This is a genomic window from Thermoactinomyces vulgaris, assembly GCF_005886755.1.
Lineage (GTDB): Bacteria > Bacillota > Bacilli > Thermoactinomycetales > Thermoactinomycetaceae > Thermoactinomyces > Thermoactinomyces vulgaris.
The window spans coordinates 558,570-578,135 of record NZ_CP039710.1 but is presented as its reverse complement, the minus strand read 5'-3'; the positions used below and the strand labels follow the sequence as shown (position 1 = coordinate 578,135).

Sequence of the window (19,566 nt, the reverse complement as noted above, 5' to 3'; positions counted from 1 at the left end):
TTATTCCGTTGGAACAAACACCTAGTTACTAGTTTACCCAACACCCCTGCCCACTTCAAAGTGAATATTTCGTTATAGAAAAAGGCTTGCGGGAAATTCCCACAAGCCTGTCAATGTCCGGGTCAATGGGGCAGATAAACCAGTTGGAAAAAGAACAGGACAGCAAAGAGATACACCAGCCAGTGAACTTCTCTCCACTTGCCGCGGAAGATTTTCATCAGCGGATAGGTGAGAAAGCCCAGCGCAATTCCCGTGGCGATGCTTGACGTCAGCGGCATGCTCAAAATCACCATAAATGCCGGGAATGCCTCATCGATCTCGTTCCATTGGATATGGCTGACATGGCTCATCATCAGGGCGCCGACCACAATCAAAGCCGGGGCCGTGATGGCCGCAATCCCGGACACGGATTGAACCAACGGGCTGAAAAAGGCGGAAAGGGCAAACAACACGGCCACCACCACGGCTGTCAACCCGGTTCTCCCGCCAGAAGCCACACCGGAAGACGATTCAATATAGGCCGAAGTCGGACTGGTTCCAAAAACGGAGCCCGTCAAGGTTGCGACCGAATCGGCCAGCAGGGTCCTTTCCCCCCGGGGAAGCACTCCCTCCTTCATCAATCCGGCTTGTTTGGCAACCCCCAAGACAGTGCCGGTGGTGTCAAACAAAGTGACCAGCAAAAAGGAAAAGACCACTGCATACAAACCGTAATCAAACACGATTTGAAACGCATGAACCGGATTGTCCACCACGAGCCGGTTTGGAATCTCGGGAGCCGACACAATGCCGCTGTCAAAAGAAAGCTGTCCCGTCAAATAAGCAATGATTCCCGTCCCGATCATCCCGATAAATAAAGCGCCATTAAGATTCAAGGCCATACAAGCCAGTGTGATCGCCAATCCGGCCAGCGTAAGCAGCGCCGAAGCAGAATGAAGATTGCCAAGCGCCACCAAATTGGAGGGATGGTCTTGAATCAATCCCGACATTCGCAAACCGATGAAAGCAATAAACAATCCAATGCCTGCGGTGATCGCGCTTTTCAAATTGGAAGGGATCACTTCAATCAGCTTGGTCCGAAGCGGCGTCAACGAAATCAGAACAAAGAGAATCCCCGCGACAAAGACCGCCGCGAACGCTTCTTCATATCCCAATCCTTGATGGGCTTTCACCACGGAATAGGCAAAATATGCATTTAAACCCATCGCCGGAGCAATGGCAATCGGGTAATTTGCGAACAATCCCATGACCAGCGTTCCAACCACCGTCGCAATGATGGTGGCAAAGAAACTCAACGAAAAGGGAACCCCGGCATCCGCCAAAATAATCGGGTTCACCACCATAATATAAGACATGGTGAAAAAGGTGGTCATTCCTGCAATGATTTCTTTTTTAACGGAAGATCCGTGTTTTTCCAATTGAAACATGGATGAACTCCCCCAAAAAACGAATATTATTAGAAGCACAGATATATATTATTCGTTTTATGTATAAAATGCAAGAAAAAAACCCCGGAAATGATATCCCGGGGTCTCCAAATTATTCTTTTGTCCACTCCGTATGGAACACGCCTTCCCGGTCAATGCGCCGGTAAGTATGAGCTCCAAAATAATCGCGCTGGGCTTGCAACAGGTTGGCCGGCAATTTCTCAGAGCGGTAACTGTCATAGTAGTTGATGGCACTGGCAAAAGCCGGCACCGGAATGCCGTTTAACACCGCCGTTGCCACCACTTCCCGCCAAGCTTGCTGATACTCTTCCACAATCCCTTTAAAGTAGGGGTCCAAAAGCAAGTTGCTCAAGTTCGGATCCCGGTCATATGCCTCTTTGATATTTTGCAGGAATTGGGCACGGATAATGCATCCGCCACGGAAAATCATCGCGATTTCCCCGGGTTTTAAATCCCAGCCAAATGCATCGGATGCAGCTTTCATTTGGGCAAATCCTTGGGCATACGAACAGATCTTGCTGGCATAAAGGGCTTTGCGGATCGATTCGATCAATGCTTCCCGGTCCTCGATCACCGTATGGCAGCCGGTTTTCGGCCCTTTTAAGACCTGGCTGGCTTTAACCCGCTCTTCTTTCATGGCCGACAAAAAGCGGGAATAAACCGACTGGGTGATAATGGAGAGCGGGACGCCGAGATCCAAGGAGCTTTGGCTCGTCCACTTTCCGGTTCCTTTTTGCCCGGCGGTATCCAGGATCAATTCAACCAACGGCTGTCCGGTTTCCTTATCGACTTTGGTAAAGATGTCTGCCGTGATTTCGATCAGGTAACTGTTCAACTCGCCTTGGTTCCATTCTTTAAAGACCTCATGCAATTCTTCGGCATTCATGTTTAACAGATGTTTCAACAAATGATAAGCTTCGCTGATCAATTGCATGTCGCCGTATTCGATGCCGTTGTGAACCATTTTTACATAATGTCCGGCTCCGTCCGGGCCAATATAGGTGCAGCAGGGATCGCCGTTTACTTTGGCGGAAATGTCGGTCAAAATATGTTGGACCTGCTCATAGGCTTCTTTGGATCCTCCCGGCATAATGGCCGGTCCGTGCAGAGCTCCTTCTTCCCCTCCGGACACCCCGGCCCCGATAAAATGAATCCCGGTGGCTTCCAATTCTTTGCTGCGGCGAATGGTGTCCTCGTAAAAGGCATTGCCGCCGTCAATCACGATATCGCCGGGTTCCAGGTATTTTTTCAGTTGTTGAATCATGTCATCCGTCGGTTGGCCGGCTTTGACCATCAACATGATCCGGCGCGGCCTTTGAAGAGACTGAACAAATTCTTCCATGGTATATGTACCAACGATATTCAAATCGCTGTGTTTTTCGGTCAGCTTTTTCGTCCGCTCCGGAGAACGGTTGAAGACAGATACGGTATAACCTTTGCTTTCCATATTCAAAGCCAGATTTTTGCCCATCACTGCCAGTCCGATTACTCCGATATGACTTTTTGCCATGAACGACACATCCTTCTATAAATGTAAAGTATTGTTCATCTTTAATAATTAATTATAACAAAAACAAATTCATTCTTCTTCAAATCGGGAAAAACGGAATTTGAATCTCAAAGGCCCGCTCCACCATCCACAAAACTCCCAATAACGCCATCACCGCCGAAACCCACCGGATGATCCGGCGCTTAAGTGCCCCGTTTCGCATGCGGATCTGCCAAAGCAACGGGAACACCAAGGAAACCACCAACAATTGCCCGATTTCAATCCCCGCATTAAACGAAAAGAGGGCGGTGAGAAAATTGGTTTTGGGCAAGTGGATATCCGCCAGCGAACCGGCAAACCCGAGACCGTGAATCAATCCGAAGAAAAACGTAACCGTCAGTCGATGAGGGTATGTCCGGAAAAAGAAATTCTCCACTGCAACATAAACAATGGTCAGTGCAATCAGCACTTCCACCCACTTGGAGGGGGCTGCAATAATGTCCATGACGGCCAAAATCAACGTGATGGAATGGGCAACGGTGAAACAAGTAATCACCTTCAACAAGTTTTTCGCGTTTCCCGCGGCCACCAGAAGACCCGCCAAAAAAGCCAAGTGATCAAACCCAAACCAAATGTGTGTCATTCCCATATAAACAAACTCTTTGGCCGTCAGCCAAACCGACAAATCCGTTTGTTTGGAAAAAGTCAGATGCCGGTTGTCATCATGAAAAACATAATGCCCTTCCTGATCCCCGTTATGGATCTTGACCACGTTTTGGTGTTGGCTTTTGTTGAATTCAAAGAACATTTGATAGGACAAATCCACTTTGCCAACCGGTTCCGTGGAAACAAACACTCCCTCCACCCTGTAGTGCCCCGGTTCCGGCCGGGTGATTTCTTTCAATGTGAATGGCATCGGACGGTTATTATTTTTTGCAACAAACCGTGTTTTTATATAGCTTTCGATTTGATTCTCCTGTTCTTCACGCACTTTATTTTCCTTCAGCACCAGCTGCTTCCCCGCCACCTGTTCCAACAGGGGCTCATTGATCAGCATCGAGACATGAATTTGATTGCCTTCGACCGAAAGATCCGTAGACACCAGATGCAACGGATGGGCCTCTGCCGGCAACAAAGGCAAAAAAACGATCATCCACAATAAAAATCCCATCCATCCCCAATAACGGATTTTCTCCATCCTATCTCTCCTCCCACATCATTTCGTATAATTCCGGGCCATTTCCATCAAACTAACAACGTACCAAGAAACAGGAGGGATTAAATCATGAAACGCGTTGCAGTGGAAGCCGGATTATCGCCCGTCCGTGATTACTTGAGCCAAAGAGGTTTCCAAGTGGAGGAATATCAAGCGGAATCACTGCAAAATCAAGGTAATTATGCCGCAATTGTCATATCCGGACAAGATCAGAATTTAATGGGCATGCAAGACCAAGTGGAAAACTGTCCGGTCATCAGCGCAAGCGGCCTGACCCCGGAAGAAGTTTGCCGGAGGATTGAACAAATTGCCGGATCTTAAAGAAAAGACCAAGTCATCTGTTATGACTTGGTCTTTTTCTTCAGGTCCTCCACCATGGCCTCCATCCAACGGGAAACCCCCGGATCCGGCAAGTATGCCGACCTGAGGTATTCAACCTTCAATCCTTCCAAACGGGAGGGAATCAGTTGGTCAGTGAAGTACCCCTCGCTTAAAAACAAAGGCAAAACCAACACCCGGTATTTCTGACTCAAAGCATCAGCCCGTTTTCGCAATTCGTCCGATGAAAGGGAGGCAGAGGTGATACAGGCCAAAGGAAACTTTCGCCGCAGCTGCTTCACCAATCCGTTCACTCCGGCTTCCCACTTCTCTTTGAAACCAGGCAATCCATTTCCGTGTCCCACCAGCAAAACCGCCTCTTCCTCCGGTTTCCGGATAAGAGCTTGGATTCTTTTGGCCAACATTTCCGCAATGATCGGATGGTCGTCCATCGCGGGACTCATCGCCACTTTGGCATGCACGTTCAACGGTGCGGCATCGGATGCGGCCGGAAGACGGCCGGTCAGCCCCAACATAAACCGGATTTCTTCAATATGTTTGCTGCCGGAAGAAGCAAACAAAGGGATGGCGAAAATCCGGTTTACCCCTTGGGCTTCCAATGCATCAATTCCGTCTTGAATCTTCCGCCCTTTCACCAGTTCCAAAAAACCGACCGTAAGCGGATGGTCCGTTTTTACCTGTTTTGCGGCATCATCAACCAACCGGACCCACTGTTTGCTTCTGGAACCATGAGCAATCACCAGCACCCCGATTTTTTCCGCCATCACACATCCCCTTATTTTGAATGATCTGCCACTTTCTGCATGGATTTAAATGTCAAAAGAGCAAAAAAGAAGCTGATCATCCCATTCATCAGGCCTTCCGCATAAAAAAAGACCTGAGCCACTCCGTTTAAAGCCAGCAAAAAAACCGTCACCCAATAAACCGGTTTGGGAAACGCCCGGGCCGTCCGTTCATAATAAGTCAACAAAAAGTACAACGCAAAAATCAAAAAAGTAACCGCTTCATAAGGAGCCGGCACCAAAAATAAAAAATAAACCCCCGCCCCCAACAGAAGCGCAATAATCACAAGATGAAAAAGCAGCACAACCAAGCCTCCTTCTGATTAGAAAGAAGCCCGCCGAAAGGCGAGCTTTTTAATTGGACGATTGAATTTGTTTTAAGATCAACTCATTCACCAATTTCGGATTGGCTTGGCCCCGGGTTGCTTTCATCACCTGACCAACCAGGAAACCAAGCGCCCGGTCTTTTCCGTTTTTAAAGTCCTCAACGGATTGCGGGTTGGCGGCAATCACTTTTGCGACTTCCTCTTTCAGCTTCCCTTCGTCACTGATTTGGACCCATCCTTTTTCTTTCACGATGGTGCCGGGGTCTTTTCCGGTATCCAGCATTTCCTTGAACACTTTTTTCGCGATTTTGCTGCTGATGGTTCCTTTTTGGATCAATAAGATCATTTCAGCCAAATGAGCCGGTGTCATCCGGATGGCTTCGATTTCAATGCCTTCCCGGTTCAGGTATCCCAACAGTTCAGTGATAATCCAGTTGGAAGCCAGTTTCGGATCCGCTTTTTTCGTCACTGTCTCTTCATAAAAATCGGCAACGGCTTTGGAGCTGGTCAAAATTCCCGCATCATAATCACTGAGCCCGAACTCTTTTTGGTACCGTTCTTTTCGCTGATCCGGCAATTCAGGGATGCTTGCGCGGATTTCTTCTTTCCAAGCTTCGTCAATATGAAGCGTAACCAGATCCGGTTCGGGGAAGTAACGGTAATCGTGCGCTTCCTCTTTGCTGCGCATGGTTTTCGTCCGGTTTTCCTGTTCCAGCCAGCGCAAGGTTTGTTGCACCACTTTTTCGCCGCGGTCCAAAATTTCCTGTTGCCGTTTTTGTTCATATTCCAGCGCTTTTTCCACGTTTTTGAACGAGTTTAAGTTTTTCATTTCCGTCTTGGTGCCGAATTCTTTTTGGCCGACCGGACGCAAACTGATATTGGCATCGCAACGCAACGAACCTTCTTCCATCCGGACATCGGATACACCCGTGTACTGGATGATCGTTTTTAATTTTTCCAAGTAAGCCCGGGCTTCGGCCGGTGAACGGAGATCGGGTTCGGATACAATCTCAATCAGCGGCACGCCCACACGGTTGAAATCAACCAGGGAACCGTCGCCGTTATCGCTGTGATTGAGCTTTCCGGCGTCTTCTTCCAGATGCAAGCGCGTGATTCCGATGCGTTTCTTTTTTCCGTCAACTTCGATTTCAATCCATCCGTTTTGGCCGATCGGTTGATCATATTGAGAGATTTGGTAAGCTTTCGGGCTGTCCGGATAAAAATAGTTTTTCCTGTCAAACTTGCTGTATTCGGCAATCTCACAATTCAGGGCCATGGCGGCTTTCATCGCGAAATTCACTGCTTGTTTGTTCAATACCGGAAGCACGCCGGGATGCCCCAGGCAAACCGGACAGGTATTCGTGTTGGGGGGAGCTCCGAACTCAGTCGAACAACCGCAAAAGATTTTGGATTTCGTGGACAGTTCGACGTGAACTTCCAAACCGATGACTGTTTCATATTTACTCATTCTGCGTTCCCTCCCACCATCGGAGCCGGCAATGACTCAGTTTGTTGTTCATAGGCATGAGCCACGCGCAATACCGTCGATTCGGCAAAAGGCTGGCCAATGATCTGCAAACCAACCGGCATGCCGTCTGCCAGACCGCACGGAACACTAATGGCCGGCAATCCTGCCAGATTGACCGGAATGGTCAAAATATCGTTCATATACATGGTCAGCGGATCGTCCGCCTGTTCGCCGATTTTAAAGGCCGTTGTCGGCGTGGTCGGTCCGACAATCACGTCAAATTGCTTGAATACGTTCTCGAAATCCTGACGGATCAATGTTCTCACTTTTTGTGCCTTTTTGTAGTAAGCATCATAATAACCGGAGCTGAGGGCATAAGTTCCGAGCATGATCCGCCGTTTCACTTCGGGACCGAAGCCCTGACTGCGCGATTCCAGATAAAGATCCAACAAGTTTTTCCCGGTTTTGCGAACCCCGTACCGCACGCCGTCAAAGCGGGCCAGGTTGGAAGAGGCTTCCGCCGGGGCAATGATGTAGTAGGCCGCTACCGCATATTCCATATGGGGAAGGGAAACTTCCTCCACATGTGCGCCCATTTTTTCCAGCTGGTCAATCGCTTTTTGAACCGTTTCACGTACGAAAGGATCAATACCTTCTCCCAACATTTCTTTGGCCACGGCCACCTTCATGCCTTTGATCTCTCCGGTCAAAGCGGACAGATAGTCCGGCACTTCTACCGGGGCCGAGGTGGTGTCATGAGGATCGTGACCGGAAATGGCTTGCAAGACATAAGCGGTGTCTTCCACGTTTTTCGTCAACGGCCCGATTTGATCCAACGAAGAGGCAAAAGCCACCAAACCATAACGGGAAACACGCCCGTAGGTCGGCTTCATGCCAACCACGCCGCAATATGCTGCCGGTTGGCGGATCGATCCGCCGGTATCCGATCCCAGTGAGAAATAGACTTCGCGGGCGGCCACCGCTGCGGCCGAACCTCCGCTGGATCCTCCGGGTACCCGGTTTAGATCCCACGGATTGCGGGTCAAGTGGAGAGAGGAGTTTTCCGTGGAGGAACCCATCGCAAATTCGTCCATGTTCATTTTTCCCACCGTCACCGCTTCGGCCTGTTCCAATTTATCCATCACCGTGGCGTTATAGATCGGCTGGTAATTGGACAAAAGCTGGCTGGCACACGTCGTGGTCATGCCTTCGGTGCAAATATTGTCCTTGATGCCTGCCGGTAAAGCGGCGAGCAGACCTTTTTCCGAAGCGTTTGCAAGCTTCTTGTCCAACTCCTCCGCACGCTTTCGGGCGCCTTCCGCATCCACGTGAACAAAAGCTTTCACTTGTCCGTCGACTTCTTCAATGCGCCGCAAGGATTCATTCACCAGATCTGTGGCCGAAATTTCACGATCTGCCAAGCGTTTATGTATGCTCTTTATGGATTCATTAAACAGCGACATCGTTCTCCCCCTTACTCTTCAAAAACTGCCGGCACACGAAACATTCCGTCTTGATGTTCCGGTGCATTTTTCAATACTTTTTCCCGGTCCAGGGACGGACGCACTTCATCTTCCCGCATCACATTGATCATCGGTAAAACATGGCTGGTCGGTTCCACATGATCTGTGTCCAATTCGTTCAATTTATTGGCAAACTCCAAAATATCATTTAACTGGCTGGTAAACCGCTCCGCTTCCTCTTCACTTAATTTCAAACGGGCCAGTTCAGCCACTTTATAAACCTCTTCTTTGGAAATCGCCATCTCGTTCACCTCCGCTAAACAATCGCGTGCCTTATTATTCTTCCACTTTAACTTCTCACAGTATAGCATAAAACCGTAAATTTCATTAGTTTTTCTTTGGCTCCGTCCTTTTAAATACAGGTCCGTGGGAACCGAGACCTTATTTTTTGACGAAAACCGGAAATATTTTTGTCGAAATCATGAAAAATCTCCAGTATAATAATGATAAAATTCAATAAATATTTTGATGAATTCGATGAAGCAACGCCATTCAACCGGTTCGGACGAATTCTCATCAGCAGGAGGGTTGAAAGTGAAAAATCGACTATTGTCCATTCTCATATGGGGAGGAATATCCGTATTAGGCGCCGCCGGTTTGGCCGTTTTGGCCTTAAACCGCGGCGAATCGGTGAACTCATTTTGGCTGATTATCGCCGCCGTCTGCACCTATGCGGTTGCTTACCGTTTTTACAGCCGTTTTATCGCGCGGAAAATTTTCGAATTGGATGACAATCGGAAAACTCCGGCAGAAATTCATAACGACGGCAAAGATTATGTTCCCACCAACAAATGGGTGTTGTTCGGCCACCATTTTGCGGCCATTGCCGGCGCCGGTCCCCTTGTCGGTCCCATTTTGGCGGCACAAATGGGGTATTTGCCGGGAACGATCTGGATCATCGTCGGCGTGGTGCTTGGCGGGGCCGTGCAAGATTTTATCATTTTGTTCGGCTCCATGCGGCGAAACGGAAAGTCGCTCGGTGACATGGCACGCGAAGAAATCGGCCCGGTTGGCGGATTCACGGCTGCCATCGCCATTTTGGGAATTATGATTATTTTGCTGGCGGTTTTGGCATTGGTGGTTGTACAAGCGCTCGCACACAGCCCGTGGGGAATGTTCACCATTGTGATGACGATCCCCATCGCCATATTTATGGGCATTTACATGCGCTATCTGCGGCCGGGGAGAGTGCTGGAAGCCTCCATCATCGGGTTTGCCTTGTTGCTCTTGTCCATTTACGGGGGACAATATGTATCCGCTCATCCAGCCCTGTCTTCCCACTTCACGTTTGAAGGCACCACCATCGCCTGGATGATGATTATTTACGGCTTTGTCGCTTCGGTTCTTCCGGTTTGGCTTTTGCTCGCTCCACGCGATTATTTAAGCACCTTTTTGAAAGTGGGGGTCATTTTCGGACTGGCTGTCGGCATTCTCATTGTCTTGCCGGATCTTCAAATGCCGGCCTTAACCCAATTTATTGACGGAACCGGTCCCGTGTTCTCCGGCGATCTGTTCCCGTTTGTCTTTATCACCATCGCTTGTGGTGCCATTTCCGGATTTCACGCTTTGGTTTCATCCGGCACCACTCCCAAAATGATCGCCCGGGAATCCCATGCCACCATGATTGGATACGGAGGAATGCTGACCGAATCTTTCGTCGCCATCATGGCATTGGTCGCGGCATGCATCCTGACCCCCGGTGTGTACTTTGCCATGAACAGTCCGGCTTCGGTGATCGGAAATGACGTCATTTCGGCAGCCCGGGCCGTGACGGAGATGGGATTCACCGTAACGCCACAGGATTTGTCGCAACTGGCTGAATCGGTCGGTGAAAGCACCATTCTTTCCCGCACCGGCGGAGCTCCGACCCTTGCCGTCGGAATGTCCGTCATCTTTTCTGAAGTGATCGGCGGTCAATCGTTGATGGCATTCTGGTATCATTTTGCCATTTTGTTTGAAGCCGTGTTCATTCTGACCACCATTGATGCCGGTACCCGAGTGGGCCGCTTCATTTTGCAAGACTTGATGGGAAGGGTTGTCCCAAAACTGGGAGACACCAAGTTTTATCCGGCAAACATCCTGGCGAGCGCACTGGTCGTTGCCGGCTGGGGATACTTTTTATACCAGGGCGTCATCGACCCGTTGGGCGGCATTAACACGTTATGGCCCCTGTTTGGGATCGCCAACCAAATGCTCGCGGTCGTTGCGCTGGTTGTCGGCACCACTATTTTGATCAAGATGGGAAAAGCCGCCTACTCCTGGGTAACGTTCATTCCGCTGGGATGGCTGACCATCGTCACCATGACAGCGGGATGGCAAAAGTTGTTCCATTCCGATCCTTCGATCGGATTTATCGCGGCGGCCAACAAATATTCCGGAGCGATTGCCAACAACCAGTTGCTGGGTCCGGCGCAATCGATTGAAGAAATGAAACGCATCGTTTTGAACAATCAGATTGATGCCGTCTTAACCTTCTTGTTCATTGCTTTTGTGCTCGTGATTATTGTGGATGCGGCCCGCATCTGGTACAAGGTGCTGGTCAAACACGAACCCCTGTCGGCAAAAGAAGCGCCGTACGTTCCGCATCAACCCAAAACCGTGAAGGGGTGAATTTGAATGGTGAAATGGATCAAAAAATCCTGCCGGGCCATTGCTTTTTATTTAAATGAAATGGCCGGTGTCCCCAATTACAACCGATATCTTGAGCACCTTAAAAAACATCATCCGGACCAAATCCCGATGACAAGAGCCGAATTTTACCGCCAGGCCATCGATGAACGATACGGAAGCGGCGACATCCGCCGCTGTTGCTGAACGGAAACAGCAAAAAAACACCCACCTCTGGTCTTTAGAGGCTGGGTGTTTTTGTTTCGTCTTTCACGGTTTGGGTTTCCGCCTTCGGATTTTCGGTCTTGGCATTTTCCGCTTTGGGTGCATCCGGCTTGGCCTCTGCTCCTTGTCCCGAATCTTCTTCGCTTAAAACCCCGCTGGTGGCCTTTTTAAATTCTCGAAGCGATTTCCCAAGGGCTCGTCCCAATTCCGGCAGTTTCTTCGGACCAAACAAAATGAGTGCCACCACAAATATCAGCAGCCATTCCACACCATTGATGCTCACTTTGCTTCCTCCTTTATCAAGGGACACTTCAGATCGTATCCATTATAACACCGATTCAAAACAAAGAAAAACCCAAACAACGTGTCCGGGCTTACCCTACATGCTGATCAATGATGTTTTTAAGCTGATTCTTCTTTTCTTTGGAACATAAGGCCAAAGCCTGTGTGATCTGTTCCTGCCAATTTTCTTCCTCAATCAGAACCTGATCCAGCCTCTCCTTTGAGCGGTCGATAGAGGAAAGTTCCTCTTTGATCATTCCCACCATTTGTTTCATTCCGTTGACGTGCGATTCGATCCGGTCGACTTTTTGCTCCACCTTGTTCAAATTCTTTTTTAAATCCGAGATATCCGTTTTGATCTGTTCAATGCTTGCAGACTGCATGTCAATCCGTTCCATCACCGCATGCAACAAAGATTGCAATTCTTCCATCGCCGATCAGCTCCATCTCTGACTCTGCTTTTGTTTCTTCCATTATATAGAAATTTTTGTCAAAAATATCCCTGCAATTTGTCGATATTTTGACAAAAATATCAAAATTGCGGTTTTCTTTCATTCCCGGCTTGTACAAGCAAACCCGGTTTTGCTTAATCTTCCCTCCGGCGCCCCCAAAATCCTGCCACCATTGCGGGCATTTTTCTCATACTTTTTCCAGCTTCTTGCCAAAATAAAGCCAACAAGCGAAGGAGGCGAAAAAAAATGCCCTTTTTGGATTGCGGCGGAACCCGGCTTTACTACGAATCGGAAGGAAACGGCCCTGCCATCATTTTTATCCATCCTCCGCTGATCACCAGCCGCGTCTTCCGATATCAGAAAGAAGATTTGAAACACCGTTATCAACTGATCCTTTTTGACGTTCGCGGCCATGGATTCAGCGGCCCGTCGCGCCAGCCGGTGACCTATCCGTTAATCATCCAGGATCTTTGCCGCCTGATGGATCACTTGCAAATCGAAAAAGCTTATCTGGCCGGGTATTCCACAGGTGGAAGCGTGGCGTTAAACGCCTTGCATCGCCACCCCGAACGATTTTTGGGCGGAATCTTAATCAGTGCGCTTTCAGAAATATCCGATCCGATCATCCAAGCGGAATTGGATCTGGCTGTGGCTTTGTGCAACCGCATCGGCTTTCCGTTTTTGTCACGGGGCATTTGCATGGCCAACGCCGGCAGCCGCAAAATGTTTTCTTATCTCCATGCCGCAGCCCGCGTGGGAAACCCGGAAAACATCAAGCAATACTTTCAATACAGCCAAACATTTAACGGCACCAAGCTCCTGCCGGGCATTCAGGCACCTGTTTTGGTTTTCTCGGGAACCCGGAATGACCGGTTCCGCAAATATACCGAAGTTCTCACCAAAAACCTGCCCAATTCCACTCATTTTCCGCTGAACCACAAGCCGCATCACTTAATCACCCGAGCTGCACGGCAACTCAATCAAGCCGTCCGCGCGTGGCTGGCGCTGTATGAAACCACCGATTGATCCATCGCATGCATAGGTGTTTATGGCGGTGAAATAATAACAAAAAACCGGAAAGGAGCTTGCGCGTTGAATCATACTTACCATCTGATCATCAAGTTTATCTATGTCACTTTGCTTCTCTACCTTACGTTGGGATTGATTTACGACATTGATTATAAATCGATTCTGTTTGTCAGCATTGTTCTTGCATTGGCCGGATATCTGGGGGATTTCTTTTTGCTGCCGAAAATGGGGAATATGTTCACCACTCTGTCGGATGCCTTGTTAAGTTTTCTCATTGTTTGGTTCATCGGGACTTACTTTTTTGATATGGATATCGGCACCAAAAACTTTAAAATCAACCAAGTGCCGCTTTTTCAAATTTCCTTGACCGCCGGGATCCTCTATGCCGTCATCGAATGGTTTTACCATCGCTGGTTTTTTAAATTTCTTGGCAAAAAAGAGGTTTTTTAACCCTTCCCTTTCGTTCCCCTTTTCTTCTTCACACATGCAAAAGGGGGATTTGATTCCGATTCATCATATAGAAATAATAAAAAATATTTGGATATAAAATTCCTGAAAGCCGCTGAATTTCAAACGCACGTTCATGGCGGAAGACGTTTCCTCGTTCACCTGCCTTCCCCGGAGCAAAGCGAACATCTGCTTCAGGACGAAACCGTCATTGAAAAGACATGAAAGGAAATTTTTCAATAAAAAAAGGCTGTTGACGATTTTGTCAACAGCCTGAAAACGCCGATTAAACCACATATTTCTCGGCATCGATGATCCGGGCGGCAATCCGGCGTTTCAGTTCCACTTCGTTTACCGGTTGAATCCGGGTCAGCTTTTTCAATACCGAAAGTTGTGTGCGCAGGACATCGCCTTCTTCGATGGCTGCCAAAGCATGGCGGGCCAGTGCATCCACTTTTTGCATCGAATCATAGATGAAGGCCACGGTGTAATCGATTTTGGCTTGTTCATTTTCTTCACCATTTTTAAGAATGGCTTTTTTCGTGCGCAACAAAGCACTCTCCATGGCAAAGGTTTCGATGGCGATATCCGCCAGGTCACGCAACAACTCTTGTTCTTTCTGCATTTTCTCACCGTATTTTTGCGTGGCCAGTCCGGCGACCATCAAGAAGATTTTCTTCGCATTTTCCACATAATGTTCTTCAGCTTCCAAGACCGGAGCATCTTCATCCGGGAAGTACGGCATCATGGTCAACAATTCTTCTTGCAGGTCTTGCGCGGCTTGCAAGAAAGGCAATTCCCCTTTCAATGCTTTCCGCATCAAGGTGGCCGGAATGATCAAACGGTTAATTTCGTTGGTTCCTTCAAAAATGCGGTTGATCCGGGAATCGCGATACATGTTTTCAATCTCGTACTCATTCATGAAACCGTAACCGCCATGAATTTGTACCCCTTCATCCACCACATAATCGAGCACTTCGGAACCGAACACTTTCGACACGGAACATTCGATCGCCAAATCTCCGATCGCATTGGCCACCACGGAACCTTCCGCGTTTTCCACTCCTTCCAGGTTGGCGTCAAACATTCCCGCAATCCGGTACGCCAAGCTTTCCGAAGCATACACTTTTGTCGCCATGTTGGCCAATTTTTCGCGAATGAGGCCAAATTTAGAAATCGGGACTTTAAATTGTTTCCGTTCATTGGCGTATTGCGCCGAGATCTCGATGGCCCGTTTGGAGGAACCCACGGTACCGATGGCCAGTTTGTAACGGCCGATATTCAAAATGTTAAAGGCGATTTTGTGCCCTTTACCCAATTCTCCGAGCAGGTTTTCCACCGGAACCTTGGCGTCTTCCAGGATCAAGGTGCGGGTGGATGAACCTTTGATCCCCATTTTCTTTTCTTCCGGCCCGACAGAAACACCGGGGAAGTCACGTTCCACGATGAACGCCGTAAACTTGTCGCCATCCACTTTGGCGTACACGATAAACACATCGGCAAAGCCGGAGTTGGTAATCCATTGTTTCTCCCCGTTTAAGATGTAATATTTGCCGTCATCGCTTAATTTCGCCGTCGTTTTTGCCCCCAGGGCATCTGATCCGGAACTGGGTTCCGTCAAGGCATAAGCGGAAAGTTTCCGTCCGGAGGCCAAATCCGGCAGATATTTTTTCTTTTGTTCCTCATTTCCGAAAAAGACAATCGGAAGGGATCCGATCCCCACATGCGCCCCGTGGGACAAACCAAAAGAACGGGCAAGAGAAATTTTCTCCGTGATCAAACTGGAACTGACTTTGTCCAGCCCCAGCCCTTCATATTTCTCCGGCACGTCGGCACCAAGGAGTCCCAAATCTCCTGCTTCTTTCAACAAACGCACGGTATGTTCAAATTGATGATTCTCAATTTCCGGCAAAACCGGCCATACTTTGTCTTTGACAAAGTCTTCGGTCGTTTTGGCGATCATCTTATGTTCTTCTGTAAAATCTTCCGGGGTAAACACGGTTTCCGGATCTCTTTGCTCCAGTAAATAAGCTCCGCCTTTTGCTTTTGTATCTGTCATTTTTCTTCCCTCCCGTTAATTTAAAACCTGATGGATTGGCCGGGTCAGCTTACCCGTTCCACAATGCCCGCAGCTCCCATGCCGCCGCCGATACACATGGTGACAAGCCCGTAACGAAGATTGCGCCGTTCCAGTTCTCCCAAGATGGAAACGGTCAATTTCGCTCCGGAACATCCCAGGGGATGGCCCAAGGCAATGGCGCCTCCATTGACATTCACCTTCTCGTGATCCAGTCCCAACTCCCGGATCACGGCCACCGATTGGGAAGCAAAGGCTTCATTCAGCTCAATCAAATCGATGTCCTCAAGGCGAATGCCCGTTTTTTCAAGCAATTTGGGGACGGCTGCCACCGGACCGATTCCCATGACATCCGGATCCACCCCGCCCAGGGTGAATCCGCGGAAAATCGCCAGCGGTTTCACACCCAGTTCCTCGGCTTTTTCACGGGACATGATCATCACAGCGGCCGCTCCGTCACTCGTTTGCGAAGAGTTCCCCGCGGTCACCGTTCCGTTCACGTGGAAAACCGGACGCAATTTCCCAAGCACTTCCAGATTGGTGTCGGGACGAACGCCTTCATCAGTGTCAAAGACCCGCTCTTTGACTTGCAGTTTTCCGTTTTCATCAAAGAAATGTTCCTTCACGGTCAACGGAACGATTTCATCTTTAAATTTCCCCGCTTTGATGGCTGCCGCCGCCTTTTGGTGGCTGGCCAGGGCAAAACGGTCCTGATCTTCTCTTGTCACGTTGTACCGCTTTGCCACTTCTTCCGCCGTATGCCCCATGGACATGTAGGTTTCCGGCAAATGTTCCATCAGATAGGGGTTGGGCGCCGGTTTATATCCGCCCATCGGCACCATACTCATGCTTTCGACACCGCCGGCGATCATGATGTCGGCAAATCCGCACATAATTTTTTCCGCCGCAATGGCAATGGTTTGCAGGCCGGAAGAACAGAAGCGATTCACGGTCATTCCCGGAACCTCCGTGGGAAGTCCCGCCCTCAAAGCGACGATTCTCGCAAGGTTCATCCCTTGCTCTCCCTCAGGAAACGCACATCCCAAGATCACATCTTCCACTTCCTTGGGATCCACCTGAGGAACACGCCGCATCAGATCCGAAACAACAGCTGCGGCCATTTCATCCGGCCGGTAATTGCGCAAGCTCCCTTTTCCCGCTTTTCCCACCGCAGTACGGGCGCCGGCCACAATGACTGCTTCGCGCATATTTTCTCCCCCTTTTCAAATGTTAGTTGCGAAGAGGCTTTCCTTTGGCCAACATATGTTGCATTCTTTGTTGGGTTTTGGGTTCTCCGATCAAACTCAAAAAGGCTTCCCGTTCGAGATCCAACAGATATTGCTGATCCACCAGCGTTCCTTCCGGCACATTTCCTCCGGACAGAACAAAAGCCAGTTTGCTTGCAATTTTGTAGTCATGCTCACTGATATATCCCGACTTCAAGAGACCGTAAGCCCCGAGTTTCAGCGTGTTGTATCCCGTTTCCCCGACCACCGGGATTTTACGCGGTTGAGGCGCTTTATAACCTGCGTTGTAAAGTCCCAGCGCCACTTGTTTTGCATCGTAAATCAAATGATCTTTGTTGACGGTAATACCGTCATACGGACGGATGAATTTATATTTACGGGCATCTTCACCGCTGGTTGACACCTTGGCTTGCCCGATGGTCATAAAGATGTGATTCACCAGAGGCTGCAAAGAAATCCGGTCTTTGGGATCCACGCCTTCGGTGAAGCGGAGCAACATTTCGCTGTTGCCGCCACCGCCCGGAATCAAACCGACACCGACTTCAACCAGCCCCATATAGGTTTCTCCCGCTGCCTGAATCCGGTCACACGGCAAGCACACCTCAACGCCGCCGCCCAACGCCATGCCATAAGGTGCGGCAACGACCGGTTTCTCAAGGGTCCGCAAAGAGCCCATGGCTTGCTGGAACTGATGAACAATCAAATCGATTTCCGGCCAGTTGTAATCTTGGGCTTCCATTAAGAGCATCATCAGGTTGGCGCCGACACAGAAGTTGGGCGCTTCCGCACTGATGACGAGTCCCCGGTAATTCTTCCGCACTTCTTTGACCGATTTGTTGATCATGCTGATCACTTCCGGCCCCAGTGCTTGTTTGGGGGAATGGATTTCCAGACAAGCAATGTCATCGCCCAGGTCAATCAGGGAGGCTCCCCGGTTTCCGAAGATTTTCTTCCCTTGTTCTTTCAAGCGGGCCAAAGAGATCGCTTTTTGATGCTCTTTTACTTCTTCATACTTGCCGCCAATCGCGAACACCCGGGTTTTTCCGTCTTCCGTTTGATAGAAAGCGGTTTTTCCGGACTGAAGCATCTCTTCCACCCATTGCGGGATGGTTTCTCCTTCTTCGCGCATCCGGTTGACGGATTCTTCAAGCCCGACGGCATCCCACATTTCAAACGGCCCCAAATCCCAGTTGAATCCCCATTTCATCGCACGATCCACACTGGTGATGTCATCGGCGATTTCTTCCAGACGGGCAGCGGAATAAAGAAGCACTTTTTTCGTGATAGTCCAAGCCAATTTTCCGGCAACATCATCGGCATAAACCAGAGCTCGCAATTTTTTCGGCAGCCCTTTTGCCCGTTTGCTCGCTTCCAGTGAAGGGGCTTTCAGTTTTTGGCGCGGTTCATAAGTAAGCGTTTTCGGATTTAAGACCAAGATCTCTTTTCCTTTTTCCGTTTTCACCCGTTTATAAAATCCTTGGCCGCTCTTTTCACCGAGCCACCCGTTTTCCACCATTTTTTTCAGGAGGGGAGAAACCTCAAAAGCGGCTTTTTCCTCCGGATCATCCACATTTTCTCTCACATTGTTTGCCACATGGACAAACGTATCCAATCCCACCAGATCCAGGGTACGGAAGGTGGCGCTTTTGGGCCGCCCCATGGCACGTCCGGTGATCGCGTCCACTTCAGCCGGTCCGAGATCCATTTCCTCCATCGCCTCTAACGTGACTTGAAGCCCGTAAGTTCCGATGCGGTTTGCAATAAAGTTGGGGGTATCCTTGCATATGACCACCCCTTTGCCCAGAACCTCCTCGGCAAAAGACTTCATGCCTTCGACAATAGCAGGATCGGTCTTTTCATTTGGAATAATCTCCAACAATTTCATATAGCGCGGGGGGTTAAAAAAGTGCGTCCCCAAAAAATGCTTCCGGAACTCTTCGGAACGGCCCTCCACCATCTTATTGATGGAAATGCCCGAAGTGTTGGAACTGACCACAATGCCCGGTTTCCAAACATTTTCCAGGCGCTTGAACAAATCTTGTTTAATTTCCAAATTTTCCACAACGACTTCGATCACCCAGTCCACCTCGGACAAGCGGTCAAAATCGTCTTCCATGTTTCCGATTTCTATCCGTTCAGCCGCTTCCTTCGTATAAAGCGGAGATGGCTTTTCCTTGAACAAACGGTCTTTCCCGGCCTGAGCCAAACGGTTGCGAACCGCCCGGTCTTCAAGCGTCAGTCCTTTCTGCTTTTCCTTTTCCGTCAAATCGCGCGGCACAATGTCCAGTAACAAAGTGGGAATTCCTACATTCGCAAGATGCCCGGCGATCGATGCCCCCATGACACCTGCGCCCAACACTGCTGCTTTTTGAATGCGTCGCAAGAGTTCTCCTCCTCTCTTCTTTTAAAAAACCCCGTCTGAATGAACAGTCATTCACTTGAGGGATAGAAAAAAACCTATCCCTAAGGATCGGCTTTGACTACAAGAGGATTGACACCAATTCATAACTTAACAAATTTTATTTTGTTTATAATTAATTTCAATAATATTATTTCTCTGTTTTTTATTTTCGTCAAGGGTTTTTATCGACTTTTTAATTCCTTCTGACAAA

At 49.0% G+C, this 19,566-nt stretch carries 18 protein-coding genes; 5 read left to right on the top strand and 13 right to left on the bottom strand.

All coding sequences use genetic code 11. The annotated features are described in order from the left end of the window. Positions 1-122: 122 nt before the first annotated feature. The 3 genes from FA954_RS02965 to FA954_RS02955 form a co-directional block, all read right to left on the bottom strand. The gene (locus tag FA954_RS02965; protein WP_037993081.1) at positions 123-1,424 is read right to left on the bottom strand and encodes an NCS2 family permease; all 1,302 of its coding nucleotides are present in this window, start codon (positions 1,422-1,424) and stop codon (positions 123-125) included. A 112-nt stretch (positions 1,425-1,536) separates the two neighbouring features. Continuing rightward, positions 1,537-2,955, bottom strand: coding sequence for an NADP-dependent phosphogluconate dehydrogenase (gene gndA, locus FA954_RS02960; RefSeq protein ID WP_037993082.1), 1,419 nt, complete (start codon positions 2,953-2,955; stop codon positions 1,537-1,539). 79 nt (positions 2,956-3,034) lie between these two features. Then, positions 3,035-4,132: a HupE/UreJ family protein gene (locus FA954_RS02955; RefSeq protein ID WP_138614847.1), complete on the bottom strand. Its 1,098-nt coding sequence runs from the start codon at positions 4,130-4,132 to the stop codon at positions 3,035-3,037. 87 nt (positions 4,133-4,219) lie between these two features. On the opposite strand from FA954_RS02955, the gene FA954_RS02950 reads away from it, so the two are divergent. Then, positions 4,220-4,471 carry a YkuS family protein gene (locus tag FA954_RS02950; protein ID WP_037993084.1) on the top strand — a complete coding sequence of 84 codons (252 nt, stop codon included), beginning with the start codon at positions 4,220-4,222 and terminating at the stop codon, positions 4,469-4,471. Positions 4,472-4,491: 20 nt separating this feature from the next. Here the strand turns inward: FA954_RS02950 and FA954_RS02945 are convergent, their stop codons facing one another. From FA954_RS02945 to gatC, 5 genes are read right to left on the bottom strand one after another with little or no spacing between them, the layout of a single operon-like run. Continuing rightward, a complete protein-coding gene (locus FA954_RS02945; protein WP_138614846.1) occupies positions 4,492-5,253 on the bottom strand; it encodes a sirohydrochlorin chelatase in 762 nt (253 codons plus the stop codon). An 11-nt stretch (positions 5,254-5,264) separates the two neighbouring features. After that, a complete protein-coding gene (locus FA954_RS02940; RefSeq protein WP_037993086.1) occupies positions 5,265-5,576 on the bottom strand; it encodes a hypothetical protein in 312 nt (103 codons plus the stop codon). Between the two features lie 49 nt (positions 5,577-5,625). After that, positions 5,626-7,065 (bottom strand): Asp-tRNA(Asn)/Glu-tRNA(Gln) amidotransferase subunit GatB, encoded by a 1,440-nt coding sequence (gatB, locus tag FA954_RS02935; protein ID WP_037993087.1) that lies wholly within the window; start codon positions 7,063-7,065, stop codon positions 5,626-5,628. Next, positions 7,062-8,528 carry an Asp-tRNA(Asn)/Glu-tRNA(Gln) amidotransferase subunit GatA gene (gene gatA, locus FA954_RS02930; protein WP_037993088.1) on the bottom strand — a complete coding sequence of 489 codons (1,467 nt, stop codon included), beginning with the start codon at positions 8,526-8,528 and terminating at the stop codon, positions 7,062-7,064. Before gatA ends, gatB begins: the two co-directional genes overlap by 4 nt. A gap of 11 nt (positions 8,529-8,539) precedes the next feature. Next, entirely contained in the window at positions 8,540-8,830 is a 291-nt protein-coding gene (gene gatC, locus FA954_RS02925) for an Asp-tRNA(Asn)/Glu-tRNA(Gln) amidotransferase subunit GatC (RefSeq protein ID WP_037993091.1), read from the bottom strand. A gap of 235 nt (positions 8,831-9,065) precedes the next feature. Between gatC and FA954_RS02920 the strand changes: the two genes are divergently transcribed. Together FA954_RS02920 and FA954_RS02915 are read left to right on the top strand one after the other, a co-directional pair. Then, the gene (locus tag FA954_RS02920) at positions 9,066-11,198 is read left to right on the top strand and encodes a carbon starvation CstA family protein (RefSeq protein ID WP_082813549.1); all 2,133 of its coding nucleotides are present in this window, start codon (positions 9,066-9,068) and stop codon (positions 11,196-11,198) included. 6 nt (positions 11,199-11,204) lie between these two features. Continuing rightward, positions 11,205-11,402 carry a YbdD/YjiX family protein gene (locus FA954_RS02915; RefSeq protein ID WP_037993093.1) on the top strand — a complete coding sequence of 66 codons (198 nt, stop codon included), beginning with the start codon at positions 11,205-11,207 and terminating at the stop codon, positions 11,400-11,402. A 34-nt stretch (positions 11,403-11,436) separates the two neighbouring features. On the opposite strand, the gene FA954_RS13960 is transcribed toward FA954_RS02915, so the two are convergent. Together FA954_RS13960 and FA954_RS02905 are read right to left on the bottom strand one after the other, a co-directional pair. Then, positions 11,437-11,703, bottom strand: coding sequence for a Sec-independent protein translocase subunit TatA/TatB (locus tag FA954_RS13960; protein ID WP_037993094.1), 267 nt, complete (start codon positions 11,701-11,703; stop codon positions 11,437-11,439). A 91-nt stretch (positions 11,704-11,794) separates the two neighbouring features. Continuing rightward, positions 11,795-12,133 (bottom strand): hypothetical protein, encoded by a 339-nt coding sequence (locus FA954_RS02905; protein WP_037993096.1) that lies wholly within the window; start codon positions 12,131-12,133, stop codon positions 11,795-11,797. Positions 12,134-12,400: 267 nt separating this feature from the next. Here FA954_RS02905 and FA954_RS02900 point away from each other — a divergent pair, with 267 nt between their 5' ends. Together FA954_RS02900 and FA954_RS02895 are read left to right on the top strand one after the other, a co-directional pair. Beyond that, positions 12,401-13,180 (top strand): alpha/beta fold hydrolase, encoded by a 780-nt coding sequence (locus tag FA954_RS02900; protein ID WP_037993097.1) that lies wholly within the window; start codon positions 12,401-12,403, stop codon positions 13,178-13,180. Positions 13,181-13,246: 66 nt separating this feature from the next. After that, the gene (locus FA954_RS02895; protein WP_037993099.1) at positions 13,247-13,633 is read left to right on the top strand and encodes a DUF2512 family protein; all 387 of its coding nucleotides are present in this window, start codon (positions 13,247-13,249) and stop codon (positions 13,631-13,633) included. A gap of 283 nt (positions 13,634-13,916) precedes the next feature. Here FA954_RS02895 and FA954_RS02890 read toward each other — a convergent pair whose 3' ends face one another. From FA954_RS02890 to FA954_RS02880, 3 genes are read right to left on the bottom strand one after another with little or no spacing between them, the layout of a single operon-like run. Continuing rightward, positions 13,917-15,689: an acyl-CoA dehydrogenase FadE gene (locus tag FA954_RS02890; protein ID WP_037993102.1), complete on the bottom strand. Its 1,773-nt coding sequence runs from the start codon at positions 15,687-15,689 to the stop codon at positions 13,917-13,919. Positions 15,690-15,733: 44 nt separating this feature from the next. Continuing rightward, positions 15,734-16,915: an acetyl-CoA C-acyltransferase gene (locus FA954_RS02885; protein ID WP_037993103.1), complete on the bottom strand. Its 1,182-nt coding sequence runs from the start codon at positions 16,913-16,915 to the stop codon at positions 15,734-15,736. Between the two features lie 22 nt (positions 16,916-16,937). Continuing rightward, the gene (locus FA954_RS02880; protein WP_052186603.1) at positions 16,938-19,295 is read right to left on the bottom strand and encodes a 3-hydroxyacyl-CoA dehydrogenase/enoyl-CoA hydratase family protein; all 2,358 of its coding nucleotides are present in this window, start codon (positions 19,293-19,295) and stop codon (positions 16,938-16,940) included. Between the last annotated feature and the right edge of the window lie 271 nt (positions 19,296-19,566).